The sequence below is a fragment of the Caballeronia sp. LjRoot34 genome (assembly GCF_964253815.1).
In the GTDB taxonomy this organism is placed as follows: domain Bacteria; phylum Pseudomonadota; class Gammaproteobacteria; order Burkholderiales; family Burkholderiaceae; genus Caballeronia.
Map to the genome: position 1 here is coordinate 1,717,215 of NZ_CAXUSB020000001.1, position 14,980 is coordinate 1,732,194.

Here is a 14,980-nt window from a genome sequence, read left to right on the forward strand (position 1 = left end):
GCAGCTGCACTCTCCTGCCTTACTGCGACCGTGAAAAGGATCTGTCCCACTGTGGCGAAAGATGTTCTCCAAAGCCTGCCGGATGTAGACTTGCCATGCAAGCAGGTGCGGGTTTGTGTCGCTTTCACACAGCGATCGTAATCCGGGCGGCGGTGTGGGGCGTGGAATTGGGTTGATTTCTTTGGGACCGACCTGTGGCGACAGATATCATCCGTCTTGCAGCGTTCTCCGACGGACTGCAGGGCGGCAATCCTGAGGGAATCTGGATCGGCGACGCACTACCCGACGCGGCGACGATGCAGCGGATTGCCGCCGAAGTGGGATTTTCCGAGACCGTCTTCGCGGCGTCCACCAGCAACGGATGGTAGGTGCGCTATGTCCCCCCGAGTCTGAGGTACCCTTTTGCGGCCATGCGACGGTCGCGCTGGGCGCGGCACTGGCGTCACAACGGGCGACGGTGTGTTTTCGCTGACGCTGCACGTGACGGGGGAGACCATCACGGTGGAAGGGCAGCAGGGGATGCTGGTTGCCGCCGCGCTGCAGTCGCCAAAGACACACAGCGAGGCCGTGGATGCCTCGCTGCTGGCCGCGTCGCTGAACTTGCTGGGTTACGTTCCCGCGGATCTCGAACCACGCATTCCGCCCGCCATCGCAGACGGCGGCGCAACACACCTTGTGCTGGCTTTGAATAGCCAGCAAAGACTGCGCAAGATGCACTATGACCTCGCTGCTGGCCGGCAGTTGACGAATGACACCGGTCTGGTCACGATACTGCTGGCGTATGCGCAGACGCCACGTCTTTTTCACACGCGCAATCCGTTCGCCTCAGGTGGCGTGTACGACGATCCGGCAACGGGCGCAGCGACAGCCGCGCTTGCGGGTTATCTTCGCGATCTGGATTGGCCTCACGGGGGCGCCGTCAAGATCATCTAGGGCGAAGAAATGGGTTCCCGATCGCGCCTGCGTGCCGACATTCCCACGACGCGTGGGGCTTCCATCCGGGTTTCGGGAACCGTCAGGCCAATGTCCGCATAAGCGGAAAGGACGGCATGGGTCATCCTGGCAACCCCTACGGCATGGTGAAACTCAGCAATGCAATGCTGCCCGTCACGACGCCGACCTTCAGCACGGATGCGACGCCGTCCGCATCAAGCGCTGCTCCGCCGATCAGCGCACCGGTTCCGATTCCCATATTGAAGGCCGCGACGTACAGGGATGACGCCGTGTTCGCGCGATGCGGCGCAATCGCGATGGCCCAGCTTTGCAAACCCACTATGAGCGTCGAGATCGACCAACCCCAAAGCGCCATTTCCAGCCATACGGCGATCTGATCCGAACCCGTAAGCAGGATGGCGCCCTGACTGGCCGTCACACCACCGGCGGCGATGATGGACAGGCGCTTCGGTGGCTGGTCGAGCCAACCGGCCACGATGGTTCCTGCCGCGCCCGCAAGACCGAAGGTCATCAGCATTGCGGCATGTCGCGCCACTGGCAGATGAACCACATCGGAGAGCACCGGAACGATGTATGTGTAGCCGATAAAATGGGTCGTCACGGTCAGCGTCGTAGCCAGGGCGGCCCAATAGAGGGATGCGTTGCCGTGAGGCACGCCATGCTCTATGCCGATATTGCTGTCTACGGCCGCAGGCAGATAACGAGCGCTGAGCAGAATTGCGATGCCTCCCAGCACGGCATAGGCGGCAAATGCGTTCCGCCAGCCGATCCAGTGGCCGATGGCTGTGGCGATCGGCACCCCGACCACCAGCGCGAGCGGGATGCCTCCGAGTGCAATCGCGGTGGCACGAGTAGCCGGCACGTCCGGCTCGAGTTGAACCGCGTAGGCAGCGATCATCGACCAGAACACGCCATGCGTGAGCGCGGTCGCCACGCGCAGTGTGGCAAGTACGAGATAGGAACTCGAGAACGCAGCCAGTGTGTTTGTCGCGGTCATCACACCGAGCAGGCTCATGAGGAGCCTGCGGCGGGCGAGCCGCTGGGTAGCGAGCGTAAGCGGTATGGCAGTGATCGCCGCTACCCAGGCATAGCCTGTCACCAGAGCACCGACACGAGCCTCCGAGACGTCCAGGCCGTGGGCGATTTGCGGTAGCAATCCAATGGGCAGATATTCGGTCGTCTGGGCTACGAAGGCGCCCAGCATCAGGACCAGCAGCGCACGCATTCACCGGTCTCCGGCAAGCAGGAAACTATTCACCCACTCCACGAATTCGTCAGGACGTTCAAGCGGTGCCAGATGCCCGCTCGCTAGTTCCGCGTAGCGAGCACCGGCGATCATGCTGGCCAGTTCGCGCGCGTGTGCTGGGGGCACCATGTGGTCGTGCGTGCAACCGATCACGAGCGTTGGCTTGTCAATGCGTCGGACCTGATCACGCACGTCGAGTGTGAGGTCCAGTTCTACCTGACGGCCCATGCCTTCCCATTGATTGCCGGTGACGATGGCGTCGAGGGAGTCGTCGATCTGTTGCTGGCTCAAACTGGACAGGAAACCGGGACTAAAGCCCGTGAGCAGAATCAGTCGCGCAAGCGCAGCGCGATCCGTTTTGATCAGATGTCGCCAGAGCGCAAATTGCAGTTTCAGCCGGGCATCGTGGGCTGAAGCGAAGCCTGCGAGCAGAACGACCGAGCGCACACGGTCGGGGTATTCCGCCGCGATATAGACCGCCACGGCCGCGCCAAGCGAGAAGCCGACAAGATCGAACGGCATGACGCCGGCCGCATCCGCTGCGGCGACGACCTGTTCCGCGAGCTTGTCAACGGAGAGCGCTTCGCCGTGATCGACCGTTTCGCCGGAGCCGGAGTAGTCCGGCCGCACGACCGTCCGAGCAACGGCGAACCGTTCGACCAGATGACCCCAGTTGGTTTGAGCATCCCCACCGGTGCCATGCACCAGTACCAGTCCCGGCCCGTGTCCATCGACCTGATACGCGACTTGCACGCCCGCCACATTGACCTTTGCCATGGTTTCAATACCTCGTTTCAGACAAAACAATTCAAGGCTAAACTCTGACAGCGATGTCAAGGTCAAGCAAAAAGGGGCGAGACGATGCGTATCGGAGAATTGGCACGGCGCACGGGTGTGAGCGAGCGGATGCTGCGCTATTACGAACAGGAGGGCTTGCTCAGGCCCGCGCGGACGACGTCGGGTTATCGCGACTACGGCGAGGGGGAAGTGCAGACAGCCAGGCGTATCCGCCTGCTCAGTGAGTCGGGCCTCAAAATCGAGACGATCCGGATCCTGTTGCCCTGCATGCTGGATGAGCCGCCGCGGTTCGAACCGTGTGGGGCCGTGCGTGCCGCCTTGCAGCAGGAAGTCGACAAGCTGGATGACAAACTGCGAGACCTTGGCGAAAGCCGGCAGTTGGTGGCAGGCTATCTACATAGTCTGGAACCGACGACAAGCGGAAATCGTGGAAAGGCGCGGTAATCCCGAGGGTCCCGGTATCTCCATCAGCGGACTACGGAGATTCCGGGTGACGATAGCAATCAAACGTGAGGCGCAGATCCGCACCCGCCCTTTAACAGGCCAGCGCGTCGAGTTCGCCGTAGTCGAACGGAGCGATCGCATCGTTGCCTCAGATACCCATCACGATACGGGCGTTGCCTAGGCCTGGATCACGCAGACAAGGCGGTTTCCGACAGCGACGACAGATCCATCGGTCATCGATCCGTCGATTACGCACGCCCGGAAAGCGCGACCACGTCAGGACCTGGGCACGAACACACGGCTGAACAGTTGAATCAACGTGTTGCCACCTGGTACGTACCGGCTCGTGAGCGACACCTTGGCAGCGATTTGGGCGTCGGTGCTCAACCACACGCGTTCGCCGCGCGCTAGGCGAATGACGTCGCCTGGCACAAGCCAGTGGTCGTACGAAGAGATCGACCGGGTGAGCCATAGGCGTGCCTTGTGCGCTCGCAGATCTGAGTCCACAGCGATGCGCCAGGAAACGGTCTGGCCAGGCATCACGCGGAAGTGCACCACCATCTTCGGGGTGACGTCCTCACGGGTGTCGTGATGGGAGGTACCAGCAAAAGCGCGGCACGAGCTTATGGGTTTCATCTTCTTCTCCGTGATGTAAGCCGGCGGACGAAGACACCCAAAAAGCAAAAGGCCCCGTCCTGAGTCGGCGGGGCCTTGCGAAAGCTTAGATCGGTCTCACATCTTTCGCGCGCAATCGCCCCTGAATGCTGCCCACATTGGGCATACATTTCGGCTAATCGGAATCGCGATAAAGGCGGAGGTTTTCATAGACTTGAGTATCGCCACGATGAGCGTGACCTGTCAACATGATTCTTGATCCGGTCGCCGCGCAAAACAGCGGTAGTGGACGCATGCATGCAATGCCCATCCTGACGTAGCTGAACGCTGGCGGGGGTTGCGGCGCAGTGCGCCAACTACGATGCGGCTACCATCGCGCGAGGTGTGGGTCGGGGGCCGACGCGCCCGGCCCATTCAACTGAGATGATCAAGAATCAGCGAATGCTTTCGAGCTGGCAGCGTGTCAGGGGCCGCGGAGACGAGACCAATCTCCTCACCCGTACGCCATCGCAGCTGTGCGCGTTTTTCTCGATCCAGCGAAAGGCTGGCCTCTTCGAAATTCCGGTGTTGCTTTGGTTGCGACGTTATCGCGTCGAGGGATTGCAGCGTGGTGACCGAGCGTTGAGCGATCCATTGCCAGTGGTGGACTCGATACCAGGGTGCATCGCTGGGTAGATCCAGCCGTCTGATTTCGGCGAGATGCCCTTCGGGCGAAAAGATGAGGGAGAGGATTTCGTAAGCAGGAAGCATGGTTCGGTCGTGGCTCGTTATGCAAGTTCGCCTGAGCCCCGATCTGCAGGCTGTATCGCATAGGATTTGGTGTCGTCTGCAAAGCCCTCGTCCGTATCGAGCCCGATGAGGAAGGGCGCCGCCAGGCGAGGGGCTTCAGCCCGAAGAACAGATGCCTATTAGCCGTTTGAGTCGTATCTCGCGCGGCTGTCATGAATGGTTGCGAGATTCGCACGTGCCCATCGTGCCAACTGGCGTACGGGCTCTGACAGCGATTGACCTAACGCCGTTAGCGTGTACTCGACCTGCGGCGGGATTGTGGGGTAGACCGTGCGCTCAACCATGCCGTCGCGCTCAAGCATTTTCAGGGTCCGCGTGAGCATCTGTTGTGAGATGCCGCCAACCTGGCGCTTCAATTCGTTGAACCGTCGCGGTCGCTCGCAAAGCGCCACCACCACCTGCATCGTCCATTTGTCCCCCACGCGGTTAAGAACCTCGCTGACCTGATGACAGTCAGGGGGAGCGTCGGGCGGGGCGGGTACTTCCATATGACCTGGTCCTGAAAATATGCGTTCTTGTGGAGTGATGGGCGGTCAACTACATTGCTTCGGTCAACATTCTAGACCGAGTCAAACTCGAACGTCTTTCCGATCGCGTCAATTCAGGAGACCATCATGATTCTCTACTACGCCCCTGGTGCCTGCAGCCTGGCCGACCACATCGCGCTGATCGAGGCAGGACTATCCTACAAGCTTGTCGCTGTCGGTCGAGACAAGCGGACCGACGACGGCCGCGATTTCTGGACGATTAATCCGAAGGGCTATACGCCCGCACTTGAACTCGACGACGGAACCGTCCTGACCGAAAACCTCGCCATTCTCGCCTACGTTGCCCATCTGACGGGCAGACTGCTGCCCGAGGATGGCTTCGGGCGCTGGCGCGCGCTGGAAGCCACTTCTTTCATGACCACCGAGATCCACGGCAACTTCAGGCCGTACTTCTACGATGCACCGCAGGCAGAGAAGGACACGGCGCGGAAGATACTGGACAGGCGCTTCGCAACCATCGCCGAACAGCTCGACGACAAGCCATTTCTGGTAGGCGAGCGAATGACAATCGCGGACCCTTATCTGTTCGTCATGCTGACATGGGCGGCCATGTTCGAGGTCGAGGTGCCGGAACGGCTTGACGCCTATCTCGCCCGGATGAAGACAGAGCCATCGGTCGTCAAGGCTCTCGCCGAAGAGGGGCTTGCCTGACCAATCCATTTATACTGGAGCGCCAAATGGCCTGGGAAACTTGCCCGATGGAACACGTAATCTCTGATGTTGAGCAACTGGAAGCGATTTACGGCACGCCGGGTGAACGTGCACTCTGGAAGGAAATCGACTATCTGAATGACGACTATTGTGCGTTCGTGAAAGCGTCGCCGTTCGTCATTCTTGCTTCAATTGGTCGCGAAGGCTCTGCCTGTTCGCCGAAGGGCGACCCCGCCGGCTTCGTCTCTATCCTGGCAACCGGACACTTGCCATCCCCGATCGTCCGGGCAATAACCGGATCGACAATCTGCGCAACATCGTCACCGATCCGCGAGTTTCGTTGTTGTTCCTTATTCCGGGCATTGGTGAAACGCTCCGTGTGAACGGTCTCGCGCATATTTCCGCCAACCCTGAACTGCTTGCCTCCTTTGAAGTCAAGGGCAAGTTGCCTCGCACGGTCATCATGGTCAAGATCCAGGCTGCCTATTTTCACTGTGCAAAGGCGATCGTGCGCTCTGACCTGTGGAACCCGGCGACGCATGTAGCTCGCGATAGCTTGCCGAGGGCCGGTCAGATGCACCGGCGGCTGACCGGCGGCTCGTTTGATGGCGAGACGTACGACCGACAACTACCTGAGCGCACGATTGCGGAGCTGTACTGAGAGCATCGCCAGGTGAGCGACGAGGCGGCGATCACGCGCGCTTTTTCAGAGGTACCGATGCCTGCATCAACGGAAAAATGCTTCAATGTCCAGGAGACGCGGCCACGAAGCGGTAGCGCTGTGGCTGGGGCAATTTCGCACAGGGCGGCCGTACGATCGAGCGGGGCTTCCACGAGGCGTCGATCATTCAGTGAAAGCATGCTTCCTGTTTTCGTTCATCGCGGTTCGAGAAACGAAGACGGTTCTGAAATATTCCGCCGTGGAGTGCGAGCAAGTATTTCGCATGGTGTTCGACCACGGCCAGGAACACGCCACGCGGAGGGAAGCGCTCAACTTGATCACAGCCGAGAACGGTTGTGCACGCGAGACGCCAAGAAGCTGGGTGGGCAGCTTGGGAGCTACCGGATCGGACGATGAACGCGAACGTCGCCGGAAAGGTAGCTAGTCTTCGGACTGTCTGGGTTTGCCCCATTCCGCAGAGAACATGACAAAGGCCCGCTTCAGGATATCGTTTTCCGCCTGCAGTTTCTGTATCTGACGCCGCATAGTCTCCAGATCCTGTTCGACGTGATTCCGGCCATCGGCAGGCGCTTGCGAACGTTGCGCCTTGTCCCCTCTTGAGCCGGGCAAAGACGCCAGGTCGTCCAGTCGCTGTGCATCGTAGTGCTTGACCCAGAGCCGTAGCGACTGTTCTCCCACGTCGAATTCCTGGGCAATCTCCCGGAAAATTGTGCGGTCCCGCGGATCCTGAAGGCGACGCTGGTCTACGGCGGCAATGGCCTTTGCGCGGACTTCAGTTGGGTATCTGCCAGTCAAGGCCAAGCTTTTTCTCCCGGTCGGCGACAGAACGGACGGATGGACTCTGAATTTCAGTTAAAATTTTAACCTAGAAAATGGTTGGCATGGTGGTCCAGACACTGCCGCAGTCGAACAACAATCCAAGCGCGAGCGTAATCAACATGGCCGATTTTTCACTTCTTGTTTCGACGGACTGGTTGGATAGGCATCGGCATGACAGGGATGTGGTGGTGCTGGACGCGAGCGTATTCCTGGGTCCGACGCCGGCGGGACGAGTGCGGGGGGATTTTTTAAGCGGGTATGCCGCCTTCGTGGATGAAGGACACATACCGGGCGCGCAGTTCGCAGACATGTTTGAGCTTTTTTCCGACCCCAGCAGTGGGTTGCCGTTCACCCGTCCGCAACGGGAGCAGTTTGAACGGGCGGCTGGAAGCCTTGGCATCAGCGCGAATTCGCACGTCGTAATTTACGATGCCTTGGTTGGGCAGTGGGCTTCGCGGCTTTGGTGGGTGTTTCATAGCTTTGGACATGCGTCAGTTAGCGTGCTGGACGGTGGGTTGCACAAGTACGTGGCCGAGGGGAGAGTTCTTGAAACTGGAAGCCCACAGCCCGTGAAGCCCGCGGCATATGTCGCTGCGGGTGCAGCGCGCCGGTATGCTGGACTCGCTGAAGTTCAGGCGATTGTGGAAGGGCGGGCGCAGGGGCAACTGGTGTGCTGTCTGTTGCCAGCCGACTATGATGGCTCGGTGGTCGTGCGAAGCCGCGCTGGTCACATCCCGGGCAGCGTGAACCTTCCGTTCACGAGCTTTCTCGACGCGCGAACCCATACTCTTCTGCCTCCTCAAGCGCTGCGCTCGCTATTCGAGAGCGCGGTCGATCTCGACGGCCCACCTATCATCACCTATTGCGGCGGCGGCATTGCCTCCACGATGGGGTCGCTGGCCCTGGCTCTTATTGGGTACAACAACACTGCCGAGTTCGACGGCTCGCTTTCGGAGTGGGTGCTGGACCCTGCGCGGCCGATGAGGGTGGGCAGCTAGCGAGCGCTGTCGTTATTCGCGCCAACTTTAGAAGTGGTGTTTGGTGGGAACCATATCTTTATAAATTCTAATTAGAATTTATAAGTACGTGCTACATTCCTTCGCTCCGATTTGCACTACTCGAAGGGCGCGAGGTTACACAGCATGGCTTCATCTCCACGGCAGCTTCATCTTGGCTTCACAATCTGGCCGACTGGCTTTCATCCTGCGGGCTGGCGTTTGCCGGACGCGAAAACTGACGGCAATACCGACGCGGCCTTCCTCGTCGACATGGCGTGGCGCGCCGAGGCAGCCAAATTCGATTTCTTCTTTATCGGCGATCAGGTGATCGGCCTGCCCGAGTGGCAGTATCAACGGCCCAACCAGGTGTTGCGACCGGAAGCGCTGAGCTTTGCGGGCTATATCGCGGCGGCGACGCAGCGTATTGGCGTGATTGCTACGGTCAACGTCACGTATTCGGAGCCGTATTCGGTCGCACGCGCAACCGCAACGCTCGATCATCTGAGCGGCGGCCGGATCGGCTGGAACGTGGTCACGGGCGAGCTGGAGGCTGCTGCCGCAAACTACAGCCGCAAGGAGCACTGGGATAACGCGCAGCGTTACGAGTGGGCGACTGAGTTCACCGAGATCGTGAAGCAGTTGTGGGACAGTTGGGAGGACGATGCGCGAATTGCGGACAAGACGCGTGGCGTTCTGTTCGACGAATCGAAGGTGCACCGGATCGCTCACAAGGGCAAATTCTTTTCGGTCGACGGGCCGCTGAACGTCGAACGGCCGGTCCAGGGGCAACTGCCGACGGTGAACGCAGGGCACTCCGAGCGTTCGCTCGAGTTCGGCCATCGATTCTCCGACATCAAGTTCTCCGACTCCAGTTCGCTCGGCCTTGAAGGCGCAAAGGCCTTTTACGCGAAGCTGAAGGCGGGCGTGGCCGGGCAGGGCCGTGATCCCGAGCAGCAGTTCATCATTCCGGGTGTGGTCGTCTACGTCGCACCCACACAGCAAGCGGCACACGCACAATATCGCGAGCTTCAGGATCTGGCATCGATCCGCACTGATCTGGCTGCGCTTGGCACGGCGCTCGGCGTCGAGCTCGGTGCATACACGGAGGACACGGACATCGCCGACATACCCGCACTCGCCGCGCTCGGCGGTCGTGCCAGGGAGATCGTCGATCATGCGCACGCGAACGTGGGTCCCGGCGCGCTTTCGCTGCGCCGATTGTTTCTCGCATTCAACCGCGGCTCGTGGTTTCGCGAGATCGTAGGCAATCCACAAACCATCGCGGACATCCTGCAACAGTGGTTCGAGGAGCGCGCGGCCGATGGCTTCATGATCTTCCCTCCTTATGTGCCGGGTGGTGCTGAAGCATTCTTCGACCTGGTCGTGCCCGAGTTGCAGCGGCGTGGCCTGTTCCGTACCGAATACGAGGGCCGTACGCTGCGCGAGCACTTTGGCTTGCCGCGTCCGGAAAACATCTATGCGGCTGCGCGCAATGCAGCCGGCCAGCGGGACACTACCAAGGAGCGTGCGTGATGAGTGCGACCCAGGATCAGACGCTGCGAGCACGTCATCTCGTCACCGCATCGCAGCTTGCCGGGGAACTTGCCGGTGCACGCGCGCCGGTACTGCTCGATGTCCGCTTCGCGCCGGACCGACCTGACGAAGGACCTGCCGAGTATCGGAACGGCCATCTGCCGGGCGCGCTCTATGTCGATCTGCAAGCGGATCTGGCGTCGCAGCCGGTGCCGTCCGCGCATACCGGGCGTCGGCCCTTGCCGCGGCTCGCCGACCTGCAGGCGACCCTGCGCCGTCTTGGCCTGAACTCGCCCGATCAACCTGTCGTGCTGTACGACGACCGCAAGAGCTCGTCGGCGGCACGCGGCTGGTGGGTGCTGCGTTGGGCGGGGTTGACCAACGTGCGCGTGCTGGACGGCGCATTGTCTGCCTGGACACGCGCTGGCCTGCCGTTGACGACTGAAGTGTCGCAGCCGGCGCCCGGTTCGGTCGTCCTGACGGGTGATGCCTTGCCGCAACTCGATGCGAATGGCGCGGCAGCACTTGCGCGCCGCGGCGTGCTCGTCGATGCGCGCGATGAAGCCTCGTACAGCGGCTCGACCGGGGACGCGCGTAGCGGGCATATCCCTGGCGCAATCAATCTGCCGACGACCGACAACCTGGCAAGCGACGGCACGTTTCTCGACCCCGCTGCGTTACGTAGTCGATTCGAGCGGGCCGGTCTCGTGCCAAGGGCGAATATCGGCATCTACTGTGGCAGCGGTGTCGCGGCAACGCACGAGCTGGTTGCGCTTGCAAGTATCGGTGTCGATGCCGCACTGTTCGTTGGCTCGTGGTCCGCGTGGAGCGCGGATCCCGAGCGGCCGGTTGCGACCGGTATCGAGCAAGGCTGAATTTCTACTGGATTGCTGATCATGCGGATTTCTATTTTGCTAAGGGCCATGCGTGCATTGTTCGTGGCCGGCGCCGTTGGATTGACCTCCAGTCACGTCGCGATTGCGGCCGATGCGACAACCATCCGTCTCGGCCTGTTCAAAGGTTCGGCGCTGGCCGCACAGATCGCGCAGAACCAGGGCGCATTCGAGAAGCAGGGCATCCATCTGCAACTCGTTTATCTGAACGCTGGACCGGCGATCCTGCTTGCCACGGCGCGCGGCATGGTCGATATCGGCTACGGGGATACCTATGCGTGGGTATCGGCCATCGAGAACGGCTTTACCAACGTGAAGCTCATCGCGCCAGCCAATGGCACGACGTCGTGGCTGATTGCGTCGCCGGGTGGCCCGGTCAAGAGCGGCGATGATATCGCCGGGAAGCGCGTAGGCGTGACGCCCACGCCGTACACGATCGCGCTGGTGCGGCACTGGGTGCGCCTGCATCATGGCGACCCCGACTCGGTCAAGTTCGTCACCGTGCCGATCGGCGGCCAGTTAGCCGCGATGAAGACTGGCGACCTGGATGCGGTGTTCTCGTTTGACTTCCTGACGAAGCGCGAGCTCGAACATGCGGGCGGCAAGACAGTGGCAGATTTCCAGAAGGAAACCCCTGCGGATGCCACGGCAGCGAACTATTACACGAACGATGCATTCATCGCTCAGCATCCCGACGTGGTCGTGAAATTCGTTCGTATCCTGCGCGAGGCGACTGCCACATTCAACCGCGCGGATGATGCCAGCAAGGCCGTCTTGCAGGGACCGATCGCGGGTGTCGATTACACCGACCTCTCGAAGACGATCCCTGGTCTGCTCGACAAGCCTGAGTGGACCACGTATTTCCAGGGACCGTTCGAGGAGCAGGCCACGCAGCAATACGTCGATATTGGTGTGCAGGAGCATGTGATCGCCCGGCCGCTCACGATCAAGCCTTATGTCTACTGGACTGCGACTGCAAGCGATGCCTCCCTCATCGAGCACTGATCGCGTCGGCATCGAACTAGACCGCATCAGCAAGTCGTACGAGGGCCGTGGCGGTATCGTTCAGGCGCTTGCCGAAACATCCTTTTCGGTCGGAGAGGGATCGATTGTCGCCATCGTTGGCCGGTCGGGCTGCGGAAAATCGACGCTGTTGCGCCTGATAGCCGGTCTCGAGTCGCCGACACAGGGCAGTGTGCGCGTCGGCAATGAGCGGGTGCATGCGGGTCCGCCGTCGTCGGCTCGTTTCGTGTTCCAGGACTTCGCCGAGTCGCTGTTCGCATGGCGGACTGTGATCGACAACGTTCGCTTCGGGGCTCGGCATCCGTGCCGGCAGGGCGAACGTGTAGACGATGCTTATGCGGACCACGTGCTCGATCTGGTCGAACTGGGTCACGTGCGCGATCGTTATCCGCACGAGTTGTCGGGCGGTATGCAGCAGCGTGTCGCGATTGCGCGCGCGCTCGCGTCGAGACCGCGCTTCCTGTTCATGGACGAACCGTTCAGCGCGGTCGATGCGTTGAGCCGCTCGCGCCTGCAGGACATCACGCTCCAGATCGCGACTGAGCTGGCGCTGACGGTCGTGCTGGTGACACACGACATCGACGAGGCGGCCTATCTTGCCGACCGGGTACTGGTACTCGGCCCGCATGGCGCAGGTGTGATCGAGGACCTCAAGATCCACCTGTCGCGTCCGCGCGCGCAAATCGAGACGCGGGAGAGTCCTGAATTTCTCCGCTATCGCCGCGTCTTGTTGAACAAGGTTCTGGAGCATCAATGAGCACAGGGACTGAAACTTCGGATGATCGTCCGGCGTCCAGGCGCACGCTGGCGGCGCAGTGGAAATTGTTCGCGGTACGTCACATCGGTTGGTTCGTCGTCGGGCTGCTGCTCGTTGTCTGGCAGGTCCTGGCCGGTACCGTCCCCGGCCTGGCGCAGGTGCTGCCACCGGTAGATCATATCGTCGTGCGTGCGGCAGAGGTGTTCACGCAAGGTTCGCTGCTCGTGGAACTCGGCGACACGCTGGCTGTCATGGCCGTCGGTTATCTGATCGGTAGTGTGGCCGGCATCGTGATGGGCACGCTGATTGGCCGCAGCCGCGTCGCGTACTACCTGTTCGAGCCACTGATCGAGCTGACGCGCCCGATTCCGATTGCTGCGATCGTACCGCTTCTCATGCTGTTTCTCGGACTGGGCGCGGGCCTGAAGATTGGAGCGGTGACGATCACCGCGTTTTTCCCGGTACTGATGAATACCTATGCCGCATTCCGCAGCACACCGCGCACGCTCGACGAGACGGCGCGGACGTTCGGCCTTCCGCCGCTGCAATCGCTGCTGAAGGTTGCGCTGCCACACGCAGTGCCGGCGATCCTGGTCGGCATGCGCCTGTCGCTGGCGATCTCGCTGGTGGTGACGGTCTTCACTGAAATGATCGCGGGCAATAGTGGCGTCGGATATTTCATCCTGAACAGCCAGCAGAACATGTCGATCGTGGATCTATACGTCGGTGTGCTGACACTGGCGATCGTCGGCTATTTACTCAATCGGGCGTTCGTGTTCGCCGAGCGCCGGATTGTTCCGTGGCATATCAGTAACCGCCGACCGGATTGACGGCGGACGGGCTGATTCAGTCAGCCTGTTGTCTCGATCTAATGTTTCGATCTAATTAATTCGCATATCTAAATAATAAGCCGTGGAATGGCGCGGGGAATTGTGCTGCTCGGCCATGCTTTCAGGACAAACCATGACAATAAAGAAAATTGCCATAAACATGATGTTTTCCGTGCCCGCAGCGCTAGGGGCGGCGTCCGCTTACGCTCAGTCGAGCGTGACGCTGTACGGTGCGATCGATAATTCAATCCAGTATGCGAGAAGCGGCGGGACGGGTACCGCCCGTCTCGACACGAGCAACGTGTTTCCCTCGAACTGGGGAATTCAGGGGAGCGAAGACATCGGAGGTGGCACCCATGTGATCTTCCGCCTGGAAAATGGCTTTAACGGCAATAACGGGACGACCGCTCAGACCAACAAGATTTTCGGCCGTGAAGCATGGGTCGGCATGGACGGTGCGTTCGGCCGCTTCCAGGTCGGGCTCAACAACACGCCGGAAATGTATGGGCTCATTCGCTTCGAAACTGGTCTGCTCGGGCACTGGGACTGGGGGCATGCAGCAAATAACTACGATTTCTTCAATTCGACGAAGGTGGCCAATTCGGTGCTATATACGTCGCCAAACCTATCCGGCCTGACGTTCTCCGCTATGTATGCGGATACAGGTAGCGGCGGTTCGACGTCGCCGTCGACGCTTGGCAACGTCGTCTCGGCTGGGCTGTATTACACGCACGGGCCATTTGCGCTCGAGGCCGATTACGAGAGCCAGGTCTACTCAACTGCATCGACGTTAACGGCGAGTTCACCGACGAGCACCGGCAACCATGATCTGTTTGGCATGTCCTACGACTTTGGAATCGCGAAGATTGACGGTATTGTCGTGATCCACCGCGGGGCGTCGGCCGTTCAGTCGATCAACGCGACGACCTACGCGGACCCGAATAATATTTATTACGACATTTCTGCTCAGATTCCGACTGGACCAAGTGGCGCGTTCATGCTTAGTTTCGGCCAGTATAAGAAGCAGGGAAGTTCGGATGGCAATTCCACGTCTTACGGGCTGCGATATGACTATCGTTTGTCGAAGGTGACGGGCGTCTATACCGGAGTTGCTGGTGTGAAAAATGGCCGGGAGGCGAGTTTTACTGTAAATGGATCGCAGGGGGGCGGAATTCCTGTCGCTCCGGGTAAGAATGAGCTTGCGTTCATTGCTGGTATCGTCCATATGTTTTGATACTGAAGATAACCTGGACGTTTCTGGGAATCAGGTTTGTTCTTCGATCGATGCAGTCATTCAGCGAACGAGGCGTGGCAGCAGACGGTTACGCGATCTATGCCAAGTTCGCGCGTAAGCTGCCTTCGGTTCTCGCCAGCATCAAAACGGCGCCTTAATTCGGCCT

16 protein-coding genes and 2 pseudogenes are annotated in these 14,980 nt (G+C 60.3%); 12 read left to right on the plus strand and 6 right to left on the minus strand.

Annotated features, from left to right (window positions below):
* Positions 1–194 precede the first annotated feature (194 nt).
* Positions 195–1,035 (plus strand): annotated as a pseudogene (locus ACSQ36_RS07720) (PhzF family phenazine biosynthesis protein).
* 34 nt (positions 1,036–1,069) lie between these two features.
* Here the strand turns inward: ACSQ36_RS07720 and ACSQ36_RS07725 are convergent.
* Positions 1,070–2,179, minus strand: a complete 1,110-nt coding sequence (locus tag ACSQ36_RS07725; protein ID WP_436181454.1) for an MFS transporter — start codon at positions 2,177–2,179, stop codon at positions 1,070–1,072.
* The gene (locus ACSQ36_RS07730; protein ID WP_436181455.1) at positions 2,180–2,977 is read right to left on the minus strand and encodes an alpha/beta fold hydrolase; all 798 of its coding nucleotides are present in this window, start codon (positions 2,975–2,977) and stop codon (positions 2,180–2,182) included.
* 84 nt (positions 2,978–3,061) lie between these two features.
* Here ACSQ36_RS07730 and ACSQ36_RS07735 point away from each other — a divergent pair, with 84 nt between their 5' ends.
* Complete coding sequence (locus ACSQ36_RS07735) at positions 3,062–3,442, plus strand: MerR family transcriptional regulator (RefSeq protein ID WP_436181456.1); 381 nt, start codon at positions 3,062–3,064, stop codon at positions 3,440–3,442.
* A 276-nt stretch (positions 3,443–3,718) separates the two neighbouring features.
* Here the strand turns inward: ACSQ36_RS07735 and ACSQ36_RS07740 are convergent, their stop codons facing one another.
* The 3 genes from ACSQ36_RS07740 to ACSQ36_RS07750 form a co-directional block, all read right to left on the minus strand.
* Entirely contained in the window at positions 3,719–4,078 is a 360-nt protein-coding gene (locus tag ACSQ36_RS07740) for a DUF2917 domain-containing protein (protein WP_436181457.1), read from the minus strand.
* 393 nt (positions 4,079–4,471) lie between these two features.
* Positions 4,472–4,807, minus strand: a complete 336-nt coding sequence (locus ACSQ36_RS07745; protein WP_436181458.1) for a hypothetical protein — start codon at positions 4,805–4,807, stop codon at positions 4,472–4,474.
* 158 nt (positions 4,808–4,965) lie between these two features.
* Positions 4,966–5,334, minus strand: coding sequence for a winged helix-turn-helix transcriptional regulator (locus tag ACSQ36_RS07750; RefSeq protein WP_436181459.1), 369 nt, complete (start codon positions 5,332–5,334; stop codon positions 4,966–4,968).
* 126 nt (positions 5,335–5,460) lie between these two features.
* On the opposite strand from ACSQ36_RS07750, the gene ACSQ36_RS07755 reads away from it, so the two are divergent.
* The 3 genes and pseudogenes from ACSQ36_RS07755 to ACSQ36_RS07765 all read left to right on the plus strand — a co-directional run bounded on the left by ACSQ36_RS07755 (position 5,461) and on the right by ACSQ36_RS07765 (position 7,151).
* Positions 5,461–6,045 carry a glutathione binding-like protein gene (locus ACSQ36_RS07755; protein ID WP_436181460.1) on the plus strand — a complete coding sequence of 195 codons (585 nt, stop codon included), beginning with the start codon at positions 5,461–5,463 and terminating at the stop codon, positions 6,043–6,045.
* Between the two features lie 47 nt (positions 6,046–6,092).
* A pseudogene (locus ACSQ36_RS07760) lies at positions 6,093–6,706 on the plus strand (pyridoxamine 5'-phosphate oxidase family protein).
* A gap of 85 nt (positions 6,707–6,791) precedes the next feature.
* Complete coding sequence (locus ACSQ36_RS07765) at positions 6,792–7,151, plus strand: hypothetical protein (RefSeq protein WP_436181461.1); 360 nt, start codon at positions 6,792–6,794, stop codon at positions 7,149–7,151.
* Here the strand turns inward: ACSQ36_RS07765 and ACSQ36_RS07770 are convergent.
* Positions 7,148–7,522, minus strand: coding sequence for a transposase (locus tag ACSQ36_RS07770; protein WP_436181462.1), 375 nt, complete (start codon positions 7,520–7,522; stop codon positions 7,148–7,150). The two genes, ACSQ36_RS07765 and ACSQ36_RS07770, sit on opposite strands and share 4 nt — an antisense overlap.
* 86 nt (positions 7,523–7,608) lie before the next feature.
* On the opposite strand from ACSQ36_RS07770, the gene ACSQ36_RS07775 reads away from it, so the two are divergent.
* The 7 genes from ACSQ36_RS07775 (at position 7,609) to ACSQ36_RS07805 (ending at position 14,814) form a co-directional block, all read left to right on the plus strand.
* On the plus strand, positions 7,609–8,544 hold the full coding sequence (locus ACSQ36_RS07775) for a sulfurtransferase (protein ID WP_436181463.1): 936 nt from the start codon (positions 7,609–7,611) through the stop codon (positions 8,542–8,544).
* Positions 8,545–8,688: 144 nt separating this feature from the next.
* Positions 8,689–10,077 carry an NtaA/DmoA family FMN-dependent monooxygenase gene (locus tag ACSQ36_RS07780; protein ID WP_436181464.1) on the plus strand — a complete coding sequence of 463 codons (1,389 nt, stop codon included), beginning with the start codon at positions 8,689–8,691 and terminating at the stop codon, positions 10,075–10,077.
* Positions 10,077–10,952: a sulfurtransferase gene (locus tag ACSQ36_RS07785; protein WP_436181465.1), complete on the plus strand. Its 876-nt coding sequence runs from the start codon at positions 10,077–10,079 to the stop codon at positions 10,950–10,952. Before ACSQ36_RS07780 ends, ACSQ36_RS07785 begins: the two co-directional genes overlap by 1 nt.
* A 21-nt stretch (positions 10,953–10,973) precedes the next feature.
* Positions 10,974–11,975, plus strand: coding sequence for an ABC transporter substrate-binding protein (locus ACSQ36_RS07790; protein WP_436181466.1), 1,002 nt, complete (start codon positions 10,974–10,976; stop codon positions 11,973–11,975).
* Positions 11,953–12,750 (plus strand): ABC transporter ATP-binding protein, encoded by a 798-nt coding sequence (locus ACSQ36_RS07795; protein WP_436183121.1) that lies wholly within the window; start codon positions 11,953–11,955, stop codon positions 12,748–12,750. Before ACSQ36_RS07790 ends, ACSQ36_RS07795 begins: the two co-directional genes overlap by 23 nt.
* Positions 12,747–13,580, plus strand: a complete 834-nt coding sequence (locus ACSQ36_RS07800) for an ABC transporter permease (protein ID WP_436181467.1) — start codon at positions 12,747–12,749, stop codon at positions 13,578–13,580. Before ACSQ36_RS07795 ends, ACSQ36_RS07800 begins: the two co-directional genes overlap by 4 nt.
* Before the next feature lie 133 nt (positions 13,581–13,713).
* Positions 13,714–14,814 (plus strand): porin, encoded by a 1,101-nt coding sequence (locus tag ACSQ36_RS07805; protein ID WP_436181468.1) that lies wholly within the window; start codon positions 13,714–13,716, stop codon positions 14,812–14,814.
* The last annotated feature ends 166 nt before the right edge of the window (positions 14,815–14,980 follow it).